The organism is Asticcacaulis benevestitus DSM 16100 = ATCC BAA-896 (assembly GCF_000376105.1).
Taxonomy (GTDB): domain Bacteria; phylum Pseudomonadota; class Alphaproteobacteria; order Caulobacterales; family Caulobacteraceae; genus Asticcacaulis; species Asticcacaulis benevestitus.
The window spans coordinates 516,425-533,733 of record NZ_AQWM01000001.1 but is presented as its reverse complement, the minus strand read 5'-3'; the positions used below and the strand labels follow the sequence as shown (position 1 = coordinate 533,733).

General features: G+C 59.7%; 15 protein-coding genes. 6 read left to right on the top strand and 9 right to left on the bottom strand.

Translation table 11 applies throughout. The features are described from left to right. Positions 1-70 precede the first annotated feature (70 nt). Complete coding sequence (locus B060_RS0102635) at positions 71-1,228, bottom strand: acyltransferase family protein (protein WP_018080194.1); 1,158 nt, start codon at positions 1,226-1,228, stop codon at positions 71-73. Positions 1,229-1,624: 396 nt separating this feature from the next. Between B060_RS0102635 and B060_RS0102630 the strand changes: the two genes are divergently transcribed. The 5 genes from B060_RS0102630 to lpdA all read left to right on the top strand — a co-directional run bounded on the left by B060_RS0102630 (position 1,625) and on the right by lpdA (position 7,164). Further along, positions 1,625-1,915 (top strand): FtsB family cell division protein, encoded by a 291-nt coding sequence (locus B060_RS0102630; protein WP_018080193.1) that lies wholly within the window; start codon positions 1,625-1,627, stop codon positions 1,913-1,915. Positions 1,916-2,093: 178 nt separating this feature from the next. Continuing rightward, positions 2,094-3,110, top strand: coding sequence for a pyruvate dehydrogenase (acetyl-transferring) E1 component subunit alpha (gene pdhA, locus B060_RS0102620; RefSeq protein ID WP_026172535.1), 1,017 nt, complete (start codon positions 2,094-2,096; stop codon positions 3,108-3,110). A 3-nt stretch (positions 3,111-3,113) separates the two neighbouring features. Next, positions 3,114-4,451, top strand: a complete 1,338-nt coding sequence (locus B060_RS0102615) for a pyruvate dehydrogenase complex E1 component subunit beta (protein ID WP_018080190.1) — start codon at positions 3,114-3,116, stop codon at positions 4,449-4,451. Between the two features lie 12 nt (positions 4,452-4,463). Continuing rightward, a complete protein-coding gene (locus B060_RS0102610; protein ID WP_018080189.1) occupies positions 4,464-5,750 on the top strand; it encodes a pyruvate dehydrogenase complex dihydrolipoamide acetyltransferase in 1,287 nt (428 codons plus the stop codon). Between the two features lie 13 nt (positions 5,751-5,763). Further along, positions 5,764-7,164: a dihydrolipoyl dehydrogenase gene (gene lpdA, locus B060_RS0102605; protein ID WP_018080188.1), complete on the top strand. Its 1,401-nt coding sequence runs from the start codon at positions 5,764-5,766 to the stop codon at positions 7,162-7,164. Between the two features lie 72 nt (positions 7,165-7,236). On the opposite strand, the gene B060_RS23755 is transcribed toward lpdA, so the two are convergent. After that, on the bottom strand, positions 7,237-8,382 hold the full coding sequence (locus B060_RS23755) for an acyltransferase family protein (RefSeq protein WP_018080187.1): 1,146 nt from the start codon (positions 8,380-8,382) through the stop codon (positions 7,237-7,239). A gap of 94 nt (positions 8,383-8,476) precedes the next feature. On the opposite strand from B060_RS23755, the gene B060_RS27070 reads away from it, so the two are divergent. Further along, complete coding sequence (locus B060_RS27070; protein WP_018080186.1) at positions 8,477-8,647, top strand: DUF6496 domain-containing protein; 171 nt, start codon at positions 8,477-8,479, stop codon at positions 8,645-8,647. Positions 8,648-8,650: 3 nt separating this feature from the next. On the opposite strand, the gene B060_RS0102590 is transcribed toward B060_RS27070, so the two are convergent. The 7 genes from B060_RS0102590 to B060_RS0102560 all read right to left on the bottom strand — a co-directional run bounded on the left by B060_RS0102590 (position 8,651) and on the right by B060_RS0102560 (position 17,300). After that, positions 8,651-9,994, bottom strand: a complete 1,344-nt coding sequence (locus B060_RS0102590) for a PepSY-associated TM helix domain-containing protein (RefSeq protein ID WP_018080185.1) — start codon at positions 9,992-9,994, stop codon at positions 8,651-8,653. 3 nt (positions 9,995-9,997) lie between these two features. Continuing rightward, positions 9,998-12,268, bottom strand: a complete 2,271-nt coding sequence (locus B060_RS0102585) for a TonB-dependent receptor (RefSeq protein WP_018080184.1) — start codon at positions 12,266-12,268, stop codon at positions 9,998-10,000. Positions 12,269-12,336: 68 nt separating this feature from the next. Next, positions 12,337-12,756 carry a hypothetical protein gene (locus tag B060_RS0102580; RefSeq protein WP_018080183.1) on the bottom strand — a complete coding sequence of 140 codons (420 nt, stop codon included), beginning with the start codon at positions 12,754-12,756 and terminating at the stop codon, positions 12,337-12,339. A gap of 43 nt (positions 12,757-12,799) precedes the next feature. Continuing rightward, positions 12,800-13,126: an ArsR/SmtB family transcription factor gene (locus B060_RS23750; protein ID WP_018080182.1), complete on the bottom strand. Its 327-nt coding sequence runs from the start codon at positions 13,124-13,126 to the stop codon at positions 12,800-12,802. A 183-nt stretch (positions 13,127-13,309) separates the two neighbouring features. Next, positions 13,310-14,857: an AMP-binding protein gene (locus tag B060_RS23745; RefSeq protein ID WP_018080181.1), complete on the bottom strand. Its 1,548-nt coding sequence runs from the start codon at positions 14,855-14,857 to the stop codon at positions 13,310-13,312. A gap of 176 nt (positions 14,858-15,033) precedes the next feature. After that, complete coding sequence (locus tag B060_RS25940; RefSeq protein WP_023447251.1) at positions 15,034-16,908, bottom strand: M56 family metallopeptidase; 1,875 nt, start codon at positions 16,906-16,908, stop codon at positions 15,034-15,036. Continuing rightward, a complete protein-coding gene (locus tag B060_RS0102560) occupies positions 16,908-17,300 on the bottom strand; it encodes a BlaI/MecI/CopY family transcriptional regulator (protein WP_018080180.1) in 393 nt (130 codons plus the stop codon). The genes B060_RS25940 and B060_RS0102560 overlap by 1 nt, the downstream gene beginning before the upstream one ends. Between the last annotated feature and the right edge of the window lie 9 nt (positions 17,301-17,309).

Genomic DNA, 17,309 nt, shown 5'->3' with positions numbered 1-17,309 from the left:
TCTTTTGGACCGGGCTTTTCTTTTGAATAAGGCAAGGTTTGTGGGGTCGCAGACCCCACGCCCCATAACCCTACAGGCGCAGGAACCACCGCTTGCGATAGCAGATCCACAGGATGACGAACACAACCGCCAGATAGGCGCAACTGAACAGCAGTGAGGCCAGATAGAGGTCGATGACGCCTTTGGCGGTCAACTGACTGGCGAACGGCAAGCCGATGCGGCCAAACTCGGCCGAGGGTATCCAGTTCATGTTCACCAGCGGCGCGCACAGGAAGCATATCAGATAGGCCAGCAGCGGGTTGGCGCCGAAGACCTTTACCGGGAACAGGAAACGTCCGATATCCAGACGCTCAACGGCTGCCATTAACACCCCCAGGACCACCAGAGCATAGCCGCCGCTGAGCAGGATAAAGGTCGGCGTCCAGATATTCTTGATGATCGGACAAACACCGCTCAGGCCGTAGGCCAGGAGCATCATAAGGCTGCCCGCCGCGCCCGCCGTTAAGATTGGGCGTCGTAAACCGCTTTTGTAAGTGAGTCCCGTCAGTACGCCCAGCAGCATGGTGGCGCAAACCGGCCAGGTGCTCAGCAGGCCATCCGGATCGAAGACCACCTTGCCATCGACCGGCCACCACACAAACATATGCGGCACGCCAAAGACGCTGCGGTCTATATAGGAGGGCCAGCTACCTACAGGGTCGAAACGCGGTGCGCCGAAACCCGGCACCGGAACAAACTGGAGCAGCGCCCAGTAAGGCAACATCACGAACGCAACAGCGCCGACCACGGCCTTGAGCGAAAACTCTGCGCCCTGAGCGCCACGCCGCGTTGTCAGCAGCACGAACAGGCCGACAACCGCAAACGCGATGCCGATCCGCTGCAGCACGCCGGGCAGGCGCATATGCGCGAAATCGAAGGTGGGGTAGGCATTCAGAAACAGGCCCAGCGCGATCAGGGCCAGGGCGCGCCATAAGATATGCCGCGCTATCGCGCCCTTGGTTTCGCCCTTGATAAACCGGCTTTGCAGCGAAAAGGGCAGGGCGGCGCCGATACAGAACAGAAAGGCCGGCGCCACCATATCGATCGGTTGCCAGCCCTCCCATTTGGCATGAACCAGCCAGCTATACTGCTTATCCCATGCGCCGGGCACCAGGTTGAGCAACATGCCCATGATGCTGAGGCCCCGCAGGAGATCGAGCGATTCCCAGCGATGGGTTTGTGATGACATAGCGATTCCCCCCTCTCTCGGCTATCAGGCATTGTAACCGATTACATTTTGGTAGGTTAGACCCAAACAGCTTTATCGGGCAAGCCGCTAATTTCGTCCGTTATGGTGAGTGTTGGTTAACCGTTTTGATCTAAAAGCAGGAGCAAGGCAGCGGTATGGAATCGGTCTCCGGCGGGACTCCTGGCTTCCAGCCCTGTGTCATCCTTCAAGTTTTGACAACAATGATAAAAACGCCGTGATAAATCAGTCTTTTGCGAACGCTGTTTCGATAAATTCTTCTGTGTGCGCCGACATGTTTGGTAACACTATGTTAACTGCGAGGGCCCAAAAATGGCCTTCACGTGTTACCGCAGTCCAGAAAGGGCTCAAATAGTGTTGTTCCGATTGAGGCCTTATTTGCCCACCGCTATTATCACACTCGTGCTCACCTATGTATGCGTTCAGTATCTGACCGGCGACAAGGGGTTCTTTTCTCAGGAATCGCGTGATCGCGACCTGGTCGTCAAGGAGCAGCAGCTCGCACAACTCAAAACCGAACGTGCTGATCTGGAAGCGCGCGCCAAATACTTGCGCACTGACAACCTCTCCAAGGATTTACTTGAAGAGCGTGCGCGCGTGCTTTTGGGCCTTTCCGAGCCCAAGGCCTACGTTATTCGTGGCCCTATCGTCCAGAACGCTAACTCCTGATCAGTCTTTAGCTCTTTACGCGAAGGCAGGCTTCTCATAAAGGAAGTGTGCCTTTGATTTGCGATGTGCGCGCACCATGTAAGGCCCGGGCGACAGAACCCAGCGCGCCACCGCTAAAAGTGCCGCCATTTTTAAGCCGGCGATACACCGGCCATAGTTTTTGTAATGGGAGATGTCCATGGCGCGTGCCGCCCAGAAAGACAGCAAGACCGATAGTGGCAAAAAGCTGAGCAATGTCTCCAGGGACGACCTGCTGAAATATTATCGCCAGATGGTGCTGATCCGCCGCTTTGAAGAGCGTGCCGGCCAGCTCTACGGCATGGGCCTGATCGGTGGTTTCTGCCACCTCTATATCGGCCAGGAAGCTGTCGCTGTTGGCATGGAAGCCGCCTCGAAGGACGGCGATCAGGTGATCACCGGCTATCGTGACCACGGCCACATGCTGGCCGCCGGCATGGACCCCAACGCCGTCATGGCCGAACTGACCGGACGTTCCGGCGGTTCGTCGAAAGGCAAGGGCGGTTCGATGCACATGTTCGACATCGAGACCGGCTTCTTCGGCGGTCACGGCATCGTCGGTGCGCAGGTATCCCTCGGCACCGGTCTGGCCTTCGCCGACTTCTACAAGCAAAACGGCAATGTCTCCTTCACCTACTTCGGTGACGGCGCCGCCAACCAGGGCCAGGTTTACGAGAGCTTCAACATGGCCCAGCTTTGGAAGCTGCCGGTCGTGTATGTGATCGAAAACAACGAATACGCTATGGGCACCGCGCTGGCCCGCGCTTCGGCCACGGTCAACCTGTCGCAACGCGGCTCGTCCTTCGGCATCCCCGGTGAAACGGTCGATGGTATGGACGTGTTCGCCGTCAAGGAAGCCGCCGAACGCGCCGCCGAGCACGCCCGTTCCGGCAAGGGCCCCTACATCTTAGAGATGAAGACCTACCGTTATCGCGGTCACTCGATGTCCGATCCGGCCAAGTACCGTTCCAAGGAAGAGGTCGACGAGGTCAAGACGACGCGCGACCCGATTGATCACGTCAAGACCATGCTGCAACAAGCCGGCGTGAGCGAAGACGACATCAAGACCATCGACAACGAGATCAAGGCCATCGTGCTGGAGGCGGTTGAGTTCGCCCAGACCAGCCCTGAGCCCGATCCGTCCGAACTGTACACCGACGTCTATCTGGAAGCCTGATCCATGACCGATATTCTTATGCCCGCGCTCTCGCCGACCATGGAAGAGGGCACCCTGTCCAAATGGCTCGTCAAGGTTGGCGATACCGTAGCCGCCGGCGATGTGATCGCTGAAATTGAAACCGACAAGGCGACGATGGAAGTCGAAGCCGTCGATGAAGGCAAGATCGAAGCCCTGCTGATTGAAGCCGGCACCGAAGGCGTCAAGGTCAATTCGGTGATCGCCCGCCTTGAAGGTGGTACATCATCGGCTGCACCGGCGCCTGCCGCCGCTCCGGCGGAAGCAAAAGCCGAAGCACCTGCCGCTGCACCGGTCGCTGCCAAGCCGCAAAACGACCCGGAAATCCCCGAAGGCACGCCGACCGTCAGGATTACCGTGCGCGACGCCCTGCGCGACGCCATGGCTGAAGAAATGCGCCGCGACGACAAGGTCTTCCTGATGGGTGAAGAAGTCGCCCAATATCAAGGCGCCTACAAGGTGTCGCGCGGTCTGCTCGAAGAGTTCGGCGAACGCCGGGTCATCGATACGCCGATCACCGAAATGGGCTTTGCCGGTATCGGCGCTGGCGCCGCCATGACCGGCCTCAAGCCGATCATCGAATTCATGACGTTTAACTTCGCCATGCAAGCCATTGATCACATTCTCAATTCGTCCGCCAAGACACTTTATATGTCCGGCGGCCAGATCAAGTCGTCGATCGTTTATCGCGGTCCGAACGGCGCGGCTGCCCGCGTCGGCGCCCAGCACAGCCAGGACTACAGCGCCTGGTACGCCCAGATCCCTGGTCTCAAGGTCATCGCCCCTTACGATGCCGCCGACGCCAAGGGCCTGCTGAAAGCCGCCATCCGCGATCCGAACCCGGTCGTGTTCCTTGAGCACGAAATGATGTACGGCCTCGAATTCGACATCCCTGATGTTGAGGATTTCGTCCTGCCGATCGGCAAGGCCAAGATCCAGCGCACCGGCGCGGACGTCACCATCGTCGCCCACTCGCGTATGGTTGGTTTCGCCCTGAAAGCCGCCGAGCAACTGGCCGCCGAAGGCATTGATGCCGAAGTCGTCAACCTGCGCACCCTGCGTCCGCTCGACACCGACACAGTCATCGCTTCGGTGAAGAAGACCAACCGTCTGGTCACCGTAGAAGAAGGCTGGGGCCCGATGGGCGTTGGCGCTGAAATCGCCGCGCGCGTCACCGCCGAGGCCTTCGATGATCTCGATGCCCCGCCGGCCCGCGTCCACCAGGAAGACGTGCCGATGCCTTACGCCGCCAACCTCGAAGCTCTGACCGTGCCCAGCGTTGAGAAGATCATCGCCGCCGTCAAGCAAGTCACGTACAAGTAAGGGAAGACCCGCATGACTGATATTTTAATGCCGGCCCTTTCGCCTACGATGGAAGAGGGCATTCTGGCCAAGTGGCACGTCAAGGTGGGCGATACCGTCGCCGCCGGTGACGTGATCGCGGAAATCGAAACCGACAAGGCGACGATGGAAGTCGAAGCCGTCGATGAAGGCACGATCGAGGCCATCCTCGTCGAAGCCGGCACCGAAGGCGTGAAGGTCAATACGCCGATCGCTCGCCTAAAAAGTGAAGGAATGGCTGGCGGCGATGCCAAGCCCGCTCCGAAGGCCGCACCAGTTGCTGAGACGCCTAAGGCCGCCGCTGCACCTGCGCCGGTTGCCTCGGCACCGGTAGCTGCTACCCCGCCCGCCGCACCTGCTGCTTCTGGCGCACGCGTCGCGGCGTCTCCGCTGGCCCGTCGTCTGGCCGAGATCAACAAGCTCGATCTGAAGGCTATTCCGGGCTCCGGTCCGCATGGCCGCGTGATCAAGCGCGATATCGAAGCCGCTCTGGCTTCCGGCACCGGCAAGGCGGCGCCTGCCGCTTCGGCTGGCACGGCTGCTGCCGAGCCCCGCAAGGTGCAATCGCTGGAGCAGATGGGCATTCCCGCCGGTTCCTACGACCTCGTGCCGCTCAACAATATGCGCAAGGTCATCGCCCGCCGCCTGACCGAGAGCTTCCGCGATATCCCGCACTTCCCGCTGACCGTCGATATCGAACTCGACAACCTGCTGGCGGCACGCACCAAGATCAACACCGCGCTGGAATCGCAGGGCGTCAAGGTCTCGGTCAATGATATCGTCATCAAGGCGGTTGCCCTGGCGCTCAAGATCGTGCCGGAAGCCAATGCCTCCTTCACATCCGAAGGCATCGCCCTGCACCACAATGCTGACGTCGCCATGGCCGTGGCCATCGATGGCGGCCTGATCACCCCGATCATCCGCAAGGCCGAAACCAAGTCCCTGTCGCAGATCGCCAAAGAGACCAAGGATCTGGCGGCACGCGCCCGTGATATGAAGCTGAAGCCGGAAGAATTCCAGGGCGGCACCTTCTCGGTGTCCAACCTCGGTATGTTCGGTATCAAGCAGTTTGCCTCGATCATCAACGAACCGCAGGGCTGCATCCTGTCGGTCGGCGCTGGCGAACAGCGCCCGGTCGTCAGATCCGGTGCGCTGGCTGTGGCCACGGTCATGACCGTGACCCTGACCTGCGATCACCGCGTCGTCGACGGTTCCATTGGCGCCAAATACATCACGGCGCTGAAGAACCTGCTCGAAGATCCGATTAAGATGCTGGCGTAAAGGACTGATTTCCATGACTTATGATCTCGTTGTTATCGGTTCCGGCCCCGGCGGTTATGAAGGCGCTATCCGTGCGTCGCAAAACGGCCTCAAGGTCGCCATTGTCGAGCGTGAACTCTTAGGCGGCATCTGCCTGAACTGGGGCTGTATCCCTACCAAGGCGCTGCTGAAATCGGCCGAAGTGTTCGACAAAATCAACCACCTGTCCGATTACGGTCTGACCGGTGAAAAGCCTGCCTACGATTTTGAGAAGGTCATCAAGCGTTCGCGTGATGTGGCCAAGCAGCTCAACAGCGGCGTCGGCTACCTGATGAAGAAGAACAAGATCGATGTGATCGAAGGCTTCGCCACGCTTTCCCCCGGCAAGGACGCACCGAAAGTCACCGTCAGGCTTAACAAGGGCGGTGAGCAGGTCGTCGAGGCCAAGAATGTGATGCTGGCCGTCGGTGCACGCGCCCGTGAGATCCCCGCCATTGGCGCGGTGTCTGACGGCGATCGCATCTGGACCTACCGCAACGCCCTGACGCCCAACCGTATGCCGAAGTCGCTCGTCGTCATCGGCTCCGGCGCCATCGGCATCGAGTTCGCCTCCTTCTACCGCTCGCTCGGCGCGGAGGTGACCGTGGTCGAAGCGCTCGATCGCATCCTGCCGGTCGAGGACAAGGAAGTCTCCGCTGAGGCCCAGAAAGCCTTTGAAAAGCGTGGCTTCAAGTTCCGCATTGGCGCCAAGGTGACCAAGGTTGAAAAATCCGCTTCCAGCGTCAAGGTCTCGGTCGAGGTCGGTGGCAAGTCGGAAGTTCTCGAAGCCGAAGGCTGCATCGTCGCCGTCGGTATCGTCGCCAACACCGAAAACCTCGGCCTTGAGGCCCTGGGTGTCGAAATGGACCGCGGCCACCTGAAAAACGACAGCCATGGCAAGACCAACGTCAAAGGCCTGTACGCCATCGGCGACTGCGCCGGACCGCCCTGGCTGGCCCACAAGGCAAGCCATGAAGCCGTTCACGCTGCTGACTATATCGCCGGCAAGAAGCTGTCGAACCTCAATCCGCCGATCCCCGGCTGCACCTACGCCACGCCGGAAGTCGCAAGCGTCGGCATCACCGAGCAGGGCGCCAAGGAAAAGGGTCTTGACGTCAAGATCGGCCGCTTCCCGTTCAAGGCCAACGGCAAGGCGATTGCCGCCGGCGAACCGGGCGGCTTCGTGAAGGTGATCTTCGACAAGAAGACCGGCGCGCTTCTGGGCGCTCACCTGATCGGCGCCAACGTCACGGAAATGGTGCAGGGCTTCTGCCTCGCCATCACCATGGAAGCGACTGAAGAAGACCTGCAAGGCACCGTCTTCCCGCACCCGACCATGTCGGAAGCCATCCTCGAAGCGTCGCTCGACGCCGATGGTCGCATGATTAACCTGTAAAGAGCCGCCATCCTGCATGATTGCAGGATGGCAAGGCCGACTGGCCGCCCGAGCTTACGCGAGGCGATTAAGCTAATTGTCAGAAGCGATTGATTTAAAAGCCGTCTCAGTATTCTGAGGCGGCTTTTTCATGCGCGCCAGCAGGCGATTACGCATCTGCATAAAGGTGCGCTCGACAGCGAAGTACAGGAGACTGGCAACAGCGATGCTGGTGACATAATAGATGGCGATCTGGATCCAGCCGGTCATCCAGGCCTTTGGCATAAACAGGTCGTCGAGATGGAAGACGATCTTGTGCGACAAATAGAGGCTATAGGAGATCGCCGCGATATAACTTAAAGCCGTCCAGCGCGCCGGCTGGATATGTCGCTCTGCAGCCAGCAAACTGGCCAGCAGGCTGGCAACGCCTAGGCTGAACAACGGATAGAAGACGAGACTGCCGGTTTCGCTGAGGATCACGCCGTTGATCTGGTTCATATAGCCGGTAACGCCCAGGCACAGCATGGCGAGCGGCAGGGTGAAGCGCGGTCTGGCGAACTGCGTCCACAAGATAGGGTAAAACAGGCGCAAGCCCGCCATACACACCCCGATCAAAAGGCCATCCAACCGGGTATAGCTCGGGTAATAGAACCAGGTGAAGAATTTGACGCCATCACCTCCAGCGGCGTGCCAGAGTGACCAGATATGGTGGCGCAGTATCATGCCGCCAATCAGAAGGGTGGCGACAGCAGCTATGGCCGGCCAGGGCGTTTTGAAACGCCGCAGGATCAGAACCATGGCCGGTAAGATGAGATAGAAGTGTTCTTCGACGCACAGTGACCAGGCGTGGGTAAAGGTGCCGAAGGTTTTTGCATCCAGACCGAAATTGAGCGTGAAGGTCAGGTAGCGCCACAGCGGCGACATGGCCTCGCGTTCGCGTAAAGTTGGGAAGAGGGCGTAAATCGTGACCATCAACCAGAAAACCGGCAGGATACGAAAGGCGCGTTTCAGATAGAAGACACGCAGATCCGGCGTCTGTCCGGCGTGTACAGGCTTGAGTAACTCGGTGCCGATCAGGAAGCCGCTGAGCACGAAGAAGACATCGACGCCCAGCCAGCCGAAATCCTTGATGTGCTGGAAGAACGGCGGGTAATCGACCCACGGCATATGCCAGCTCATCACCAGAAGTATGGCCAAGCCGCGCAAAATATCCGGCCCGATGGCCCGCTTTTCGATCATGTCCGACTCACCCCTGAAGCCCCAAGCCTAGCCTTACGTATAGAAATTTTCTCTGTCAGGTCACACTCTTTTTGTGGGGCGAAAAGGGAGATGCATGATGCCCAAATCCGGCGAAAGCAAAGACGATACGGTCGAGCGCGTTATGCACGCCCATAAGGAAGGCGACCTGAAAAGCAGCCATGGGGACAAGGTGAAGAGTCGCAAACAAGCGGTAGCCATTGCCCTTAGCGAGTCAAGGCAATCGAAAAGCAAGGACAAGACATAGGCGCTACGCCTTTTTCAGGCCCAGCCAGTCACGAACGCGCGGGATACGGCGCAGCACAAGCCACTCGATCAAGCCAATAGCGATCAGGCTGATGCCCAGTACCGGCAGGAAAATGCCCAGCACAATGATGATAAGGGCCAAGCCTGGCGCCAGACGTTCATCGGGCAGGATTTGCGGGGCGCCAAGCGTGTCAGACGGCCGGCGCTGCCACCACATGACGACGGCGCTTATGCACAGGGTCATCAGTCCCAGCGCTGTGAGAACGCCCAAGGCCTGATTAATCGGCCCGAACAACTGCCCTTCATGCGCGGCGATACCGTAACCAACCACCTGATCGAGCGCTTTCTTGTCATGGAAATCCTCACGGCTGATCACCTCCAGCATCATTGGGTCGATCATCAGGGTGACGCGCTGCGGACGGTTGCCGGTGTCGGATTGCAGTTTCCAAAGCGTTGCGCCCTTGGCAGGCGCCGCCAGTGTGACCGGCGCGGGCAGGTCGAGCGCGCGTGACGTATCGAGCAGGGCATCGAGGCGGCTGAGATCGGTCTTTGCCACGCCTTCAGCTTTCAGGGCCGTCTTTTCCTCGGCGCGACCCTGGCTCCAGCTCTGCGATACCGGCGCCGGACTGGCCATGGCGCGGACCGACTTGAAGGCGTTGCCCCAGACGATGGTCCAGGGCAGGCCGGTCAGCAGCAGGAACAGCGCCAGGGCGGAAATATAGAGTCCGGTCACCGCATGGATATCGCGCCAGAAGATGCGCTTGCCCATATCAAGGCGCGGATAGAGCAGGCCGGCGATGCCTTTGGCTTCGCTTTTTGGGTTTCGGGGCCACCACAGATAAAGCCCGGTCAGGATCATCACGATGGCCCAGCAGGCGGCCAGTTCGACGATGACCTCGCCGAAACGGCCGGCGAATAGCTCGCCGTGGATAGTCTTGACGACCTCCATAAAGCGCGCCTCTTCAGGGACTTGTTTCAGTATCCTCAGGTTTTGCGGATGGATATAGAGGCGGATTTTCTCGTTGTTCTTCACCACCGTGATGCGCGCGGCGTCGTGCGTATCGGGCCGTACCTCAATGGTCTTGAAGCGCGAGCCGGGCACGGCCGCCGTGGCGGCCTTCACCATCGCCTCGGCCGATTGCGGCGCGCCGCTAAAGGCCAGGTGATCGTATCTGGCGTCAATGAAGGCTTCTATCTGCGGCTTAAAGAGGTAGATCGGGCCTGTGATCGACAGGATAATGATAAAGGGAAGGCATACCAGGCCGGCATAGAAATGCCAGCGCCAGAACATGCGGTAATCGATGATCTTTCGTGCGGCGTCTTTGATCGTGCCGGCCTGATGTTTCATGGTCTAGTTCCGATACTTGATTTCGAGCATGAAGCTGCGCTGGGGCATGGGGTGTGACACATAGGCCTGATCATTATTGAGATTATCAATGCCGAGGCTGATTTGCGTCGCCTTGGTCAGATCATAGCTGATGCGCGTGTCGAGGAAAAAGTATTCCGTCTGGAAGCCATAGGCATCGCCACGCACCAGACCGAACAGGTCGGAATTAGGCCGTGAGCCATACCGCCAGCCGAGCGAGGCTTTCAGCTTCGGCGTAAAGGCATAACGCAGATTGCCATTGCTGCGCCATTTCGGAATCCGCGGAAACTGCACGCCTTCGGCTGTCGGCGCCGACGTGTTTGTCTCCGTGCGGGCGTCCATCCACGACACGCTCGATTCCACCGTCAGGCCTTCGAGCAGCAGATCGTGCGACTCGAAGATCAGTTCGACGCCGGACTGGTTCATGCGCTCGATATTCTGATAGCGGTTGACGACTGTGCCATCCTCCAGCAGGCCCTGATAGCTATAGACAGCATCATCGATCGACTGGTCGAACAGGCTGGCGGTCAGGGTGATGCGGTCAAAGCGTCGCCGCGCGATCAGGCTGATATCGTGCGAGATCTCCGGCTTGAGGTTCGGATCGAAACTGGTGGGGTCGATCTCCGTCTGGCCGGCATTGATCTTGCCCTGGAACAGCTCGCCGACCGTGGGGAAGCGTGTGGCCGTCCCTAGGCTCAGTTGCAGATTATAGGCGCCGATATCGCCCTGCAGGCTGGCCTTGGGCGAAAAAGCGGTGTCGTGACGCTTGGCGTAAGCGCGCGTTATGGTGCCGGTGGTTGTTCCGCCATCGAAGGCGCGCCAGTCATCGAAGCGTGCGCCCAGCGTCAGGACGGCGCGGCCGAGGTCTATCTCATCCTCGGCGAAGACGCCGGCGATCGCCGTCTTGCCGAAAACCTGCGAGGCCAGGCTAGGGTTGGCGGCTGTGCGCCATTGTTTTGTGTTCCAGGTCGTGGCGCTGGTCTCATACTGGTTGGCGCTAACACCAAAGGCGAGGGCATGACGTCCGAAGGCCTGTTCAAGAGTGCCGTCGAAGGTCCACCAGCCCGGGTGATCGTAGAGCGTCTGCTGGCCGGCCGTGTTGACCATATCGAGCGAGGTGCGGTTGTCCCACTTGCCGATATCGTAATGCGACAGATTGCCGGTGATGTCCCAGCCCTGCCAGTTGCCGGACAGGCGCAGGCCCATCAGGCTTTCGGTACGGTCCATGGTCGAATAGGTCACGCCCTTGGCCGTGTAGTTGACGCCATTAAAACGGACCTTGGTGCCGGCTGTGGTCGGCAGGACGGTATTGCCGCTGGCATCGACAAGCCATGAGCGCGGATCGTTCAGATCCTGCGCGGTCTGCCACAGCATGATGAGGGCGTCGGCCTTCCAGCCATTATCCCAAGCATAGCCAACGCGCAGGCGCGCCTGATCCTGGACGACATCGACCGGCGAAGCGGTGCCGAAGACCGGGGTGGCCAGACGATCATCGACATAGGCACCGGTGACCGGCGTATAGGTGCCAGAGGCTGACGACTTGGTCAGCAGATTATAGGTCATCGACTGGCCGGTGTTCTCGAAATGGCGGAACGAAGCACGTGCCGACCAGCCTGACTCCTTGGCCTTGTAATTCAGGCCGCCTTCGACCGAATAGCCACTGAGGCTCTCATCGAAGCCGTATTCCTTGAACGGCATGGTGAAGGCCTGAACGGAGCCGTACATATCATTCTTTTTCGGCGCTTCCGTAGTGATCGAGACGACACCGCCCATCGAATTGCCGCCGTAGCGTGCCGAATAGGGGCCATAGACGATATCGAACTGGCGCACCTCGGCGGGCCCGACGACGTTCCATTTGGGGGCATAGTCGTAGCGGTTGCCGAGGAAGTTCGAGACGACATAGCCATCGACCAGAACAAGCGTGCGGGCGCTCTGGACGGTGTTGGCGCCGCGCAGGGCGACTACGGCATTATCATCGCCGACGAAGCGTTTACGCACGTAAAAATTCGGCGCGTACTTCATCAGGTCTTCGACATTGACGGCGTTGATCGCGTCGAACTGATCATGGCCGAGCGAGACCGAAAGACCGCGCGGCACGACGGTGATCGGGGTGTTTTTTTGTCCGACGACGATCACCTCTTTTGGCGCGTCGGAAGCCTCCGGCGTTTCAGCTAAAGTTTCAGCATGGGCAATAAAGGGAAGGGTGGAGGCCGTGCAGAGCAGCGCGGCAACAAGCGCGCAGGTTGTGTTCTTCATTTTCAAAGATCCGTTCAGATAAGCAGAAATAGCGCAGACGGTCATGCCGTTTGCGCGGGGTTATCAGCTTAGATCTGGGACGGAGGGCCGCAGGAATGCGGACGCGGCGGTGCGCGCGCCTTGATCGGAGAGCGGCGGGTGGCCGGTGTAAAATCGGCGTGGCAGACGGTATAGATGGCCGGCTGGAAGACCGGCTCCGGCGTGGTGATGCCGGTCACCGAAGCCAGAACGCACTGGGCGCATTTCAGGCCGGCGAGGCCGGGCTTTTTCGGCGCGGACTTGAGGATGAGCGTCGTGGTCTCGACGATCGGCTGGCTATCCATACCCGCCGAACACAGCACCATCTTGACGCCATGGCTCGAGGGCATGGCCATGACCTGCGGTGGAAACAGCACCTGAGAGACCAGGGCAAAGACCACGGCGAAGCAGGCCCAGAAGTTGACTTCCGAGTTGCGTGGCGTCCTTAAGATGGAATCTGCCTTGGCCATAGTATTGTCTAATGACAGAATGGTTGTGACTGTCAAGACACCGTTATGACCCGGATGTGGCGCGGCGTGCCAGGGTCTCCATCTGACGCGTCCATCGCTCTTCATTGTTTGTGACCCAGGTTTTGAGGTCGGCCATCGGCTGTGGCCGCAGAGCATAGGCGCGCAGGCGGGCATCGCTGTAAAGCGGCACTTCGGCGATCATGCCGATAGATTTCAACACGCGCAGATGGCGGCTGAGCGCGGCCGGAGAGAGGCCGATTTCACGCGCAAGTTCGCCGGCTGTATAGGGCTGGTCACACAGCAATTCGATCACCCGTCGACGGTTGGGATCGGCAAGCGCCGCCAGGGTCTGTTCGAGGATTTCGTTCACGATATCGTCCAGATTTTAATTTCTCATTTTTAGGAATCATTTAAGGTATTGATAAATATACGCCTTTAGAGTTCTCAAAATCACATAATTAACGAAAGGCGCAATAATTAACTATATAATTAAATATTATATCGCCGTCAAATACCTTCCTAATTGCGTGAAGTGTTTGGCAAAATTTGAACTTTAAGCGGCGCGCGTTTCGACGTCGGCGAGTTTCTGCAAGGTGACGTAATCCGTCTTGCCAGAGCCCAGCACCGGCACGACCTCGACCTTCAGAATCTTCTTCGGGATGGCCAGAACGGGCGCGCCGTTTTCCTTCGCCCACAGTGTGAGACGCGATACGTCGGCGTCGTCCTTGTCGGTGATCAGCACGAGGCGCTCGCCTTTTTTGTCGTCCGAAACGGCGACGACGGCATGGCGATTATCGGGCCACACTTCTTCGGCGATGCGCTCCACCGCGGTCAGCGACACCATCTCGCCGGCGATCTTGGCGAAGCGTTTGGCGCGGCCGAGGATCTTGATGAAGCCTTCGCCATCGATATCAACGATGTCGCCAGTGTCGTGCCAGCCGTCCTTCGGCGCCTCAATGACATCGGGGGCGTCGCTGTTGATATAGCCGCCCATGACGTTCGGTCCCCTGACCCAGAGACGGCCGCCGACCGGGATGCCTTCGACCGGTTCCAGCCGCGCTTCCATTTCGGGCAGCATGGCGCCGACCGTGCCGTGGTGGTTGTTGTCAGGGAAGTTGACGGCTACCACGGGCGAACATTCGGTGACGCCGTAGCCTTCCAGAATGGGGGTGCCACTGAACAGATTGTGTGTCTCTTCGCGGACCTTTTCAGCGCCGCAAACGACGAATTCGAGCGTCCTGAAATCTTCGGGCTCACCGGAGCGGGCGTACTGATTGATGAAGGTATCGGTCGAGAACAGCAGCGACGCCTTCGTTTCTTTCAGCAGGCCAGGGATTACTTTTACGTGTAGAGGCGACGGGTACTGGAAGCTGCGCAGACCTGCCAGCAGGGGCAGGATGACGCCGCCCGTGAGCCCCAAAGAATGGAAAATCGGCATCGGGTTGAAGGCGATCCATTCCGGTTTCAGCTCGATATGGGCTTCGATCTGGCGGGTGTTGGAGACCAGGTTCGATTGCATCAGGACCACGCCGCGCGGGCTGCCGAAGCTGCCGGAGGTGAAGAGGATGACGCCGATATCGGAGGCCTTCGTCTTTTTGGCGAAGAGCCTCGGCAACTTCGAGGCGGCCAGCGCATAGAGCTTGTCCGTCGTCGAGATTTCCTTGCGGATATCATCGAGATAGATGATGCGTACATAGGCCGACATGGCCTCGACCAGATCTTCCAGCTTGGCGTTTTCAATAAAGCGGCGTGAGGTCAGCACGCTTTTGATCTGCGCGGTCTGGGCGGCGGCTCTGACATTGGCCTGACCGGCGGTGAAATTGATCATCACCGGCACCTTGCCCAGCGCGTGCAGGGCGAAGAAGGAAACGGCGCCGCCGGCTGAGGTCGGCAACATCATGCCGACGCGGCCCTCATCGCCGACATGGCGGTTAAGCAGGCGCGACAGGGCGAACACGCCCGCAATGAACATGCCGTAGGACAGCGGCTTCCTGTCCTGATCTTCGATAATGATCTTATTGGCCCCGAAACGGCCTTGCGCTTCGATCAGTGCATCAAACAGCGACGTGGTCGTATCGCTGGCCTTAAACGCGCGCTTCATGCACGAACGCTCCCCTCGGAACTGCCGGTCACCTCGCCAACACGGGTGATCCTGATCGGTCCAAAATATGACGCTGCGTCACCCACGGGCCCGCGCAGCAAGAGGTGCCATGATAGCTGATCTGTTTGTGAGGTCAAAGCGGAAGTTGGACGGCGTACCCTCTGAGGGTGGCAGGCTTACTTGACGGCGACTTGAACCGTCACGGTGTCCTTGCGGTCGACATTGATAACGACATCGGTCATGGCGTTCGGTGAGGGGATGGTGACAGCGGTTGCGTGGGGCAGGCGGTCGAGCCGGACCACGGGAGACGGCGTAGCGACAGAGCGAGGTTCCACAATAGCGGCGGAGAGGGGCGTCGTAATCTTCACATTGCCTGGCATAAAGGTCATGGGCGGCGCATGAGGGGCGGGCGGGGCTTCGGGCGCGGCCAGTTGGGCTGGCACTTCATCGGGGTACATATCCGCTGCCGCAGCAGGCGCAACGGGTGCTTTCGGAGCCTTAGGGGCCTTGGGCGCTTTGGGGGCCTTGATCTTGCTGAATACGCGCTGCGCCTTTAAGGCGGCCTGTTGTTGCGCCTGGGCCTGCATGGCGCCGGCGCGGGCCTCCGCGGCAATCCGGTCGGGGTCGATGTCAGCGATGGCCAGTTGTGCGACATTCGCCTTGGCAGCCTCGGCATCGGCACGCGCCTGGGCGACAATGGCCTCAACGTCGATGCGATCCTTGATGCCGTTACGCTCCATTTCGGCCTTGGCCTGCAGGGCGGACGCGCGGGCTTCGGCAGCGATCTGCTCGGGGTTGATGTCCGTCAGTTTGGCGCGGGCGATTTCAGCGCGGGCGGCGAGTGCATCGGCGCGCGCCTGGGCAGCAATGGCGTTCGGATCGATGTCGTCGGCTTCCACGGCCGCATATTCCGGCGCTTCGTGCTCGTAGTCGGCGACGTCGAGATCATTTCTTGCCACCTGGGCGTCCTCGCTCTGAACCTTCAGATCCTTGGCGCCGGTCACCACGTCTTCGAGATGGGCGAGGGCGTCGGTCGCGGCTTGCGGGCAAATCTTGGCGGCGGCGTCACGGACGGGGGCGGCAGCAAACGCCGTCAGGGTCAGGAGCATCAATGGCAGCAGGACGAAGGCGACCGGACGGGCCTTGAGGCGTGGCTCGGCATTCTCACCAAGAATGCGCGAAATGCGGGCCAGCAGATCGTTCTTGCCGTGACCGTTTAGCGCCATTGTCAGGTTCGGGGCCATAACCGGCACCCTGCGGCGCTGTTCTTCCAGGCTGAGCAGGGCGGTGGCGTAGGTGATCGGGTCATCGCAGCTTCGGATGGCGGCGTCGTCACAGCACAGTTCGCGCTGTTCGCGGAGTTTGGCGCCGATCCACCAGACGGCGGGATGATAGAAGAACAGGATCTCAACCGCGCTCTGGATCAGGTTCCACGCATAGTCGGCGCGGCGGATATGTTCCAGTTCGTGCGACAGGACCGTATCGAGTTGTTCAGGCGTCAGGGCGGTGACCGCTGATAGCGGCAGATAGACCACGGAGCGCAGGGCGCCGACGACGAAGGGGCCGTTGATGGCCGGATGAAGGCGGATGCGGACCTTGTTGGTCAGGCCGAAACGACGCAGTGCGAGGGCGAAGCGGTGCGCGATCTGGGCCGGTACGGGCTGCGCGTGCTTCTTGAGGCTATGTATGTACCACAGGCCCGACAACATGCGGAAGGAGAGGGTGGCGACGCCGATCAGCCAGAAAGCATCGAGCCAGGGCAGCAGGGCGGAGAGCTTAAGCTCCTGCGTGATCTGTGCGCCGAGCGCCGGGATCACCACGCCGGTGAAATCAACCGCGGCGGCCTGGGTGATGCGCAGATCTTCATAGATAAAGGTGATAACGGCGGCGGCGAACATCGCCAGCAGGGCCGTCAGGCTGAGCATATAGCGCCCCTGCGCCCGCAATCGCGGCAGACACAGATCGGCCAGCTTATAGAACGCGGCGATCAGGGCTGCCTGCCAGCAGAAATGGACGAGGGTATAACCGAGAGCTTCCATATGGGGACTCATCACGCACCTCTTTTGCGCTCGATCAGCGCTTTGATCAGTTGGATTTCTTCGTCGCTGGCCGGTTGCATGGAAAGGGCGTGCATGGCCAGCAAGGCAGGCGAGCCCGAAAACAGCTTGTCACTCAGGTCTTGCAGGAGTTGTCCCTGCATGTCTTCTTCACGCATGGCCGCAGCATAGATATGCGCCTTGCCGGCTTCGGTACGCGACACCAAGCCCTTTTCCAGCATGATCTGCATGGTCTTGAGCACCGTGGTGTAACCCATTGGGCGCTCCTGGGAGAGCACGTCATAAACATCGCGTACGGTGGCAGAGCCCTTGCTCCACAGCGCACGCAGGATTTCCAGCTCAGCTTCGGTGGGTTTTTTGAGGGCGGGGGTATCTTGGTGCGTCATGCGCAATAT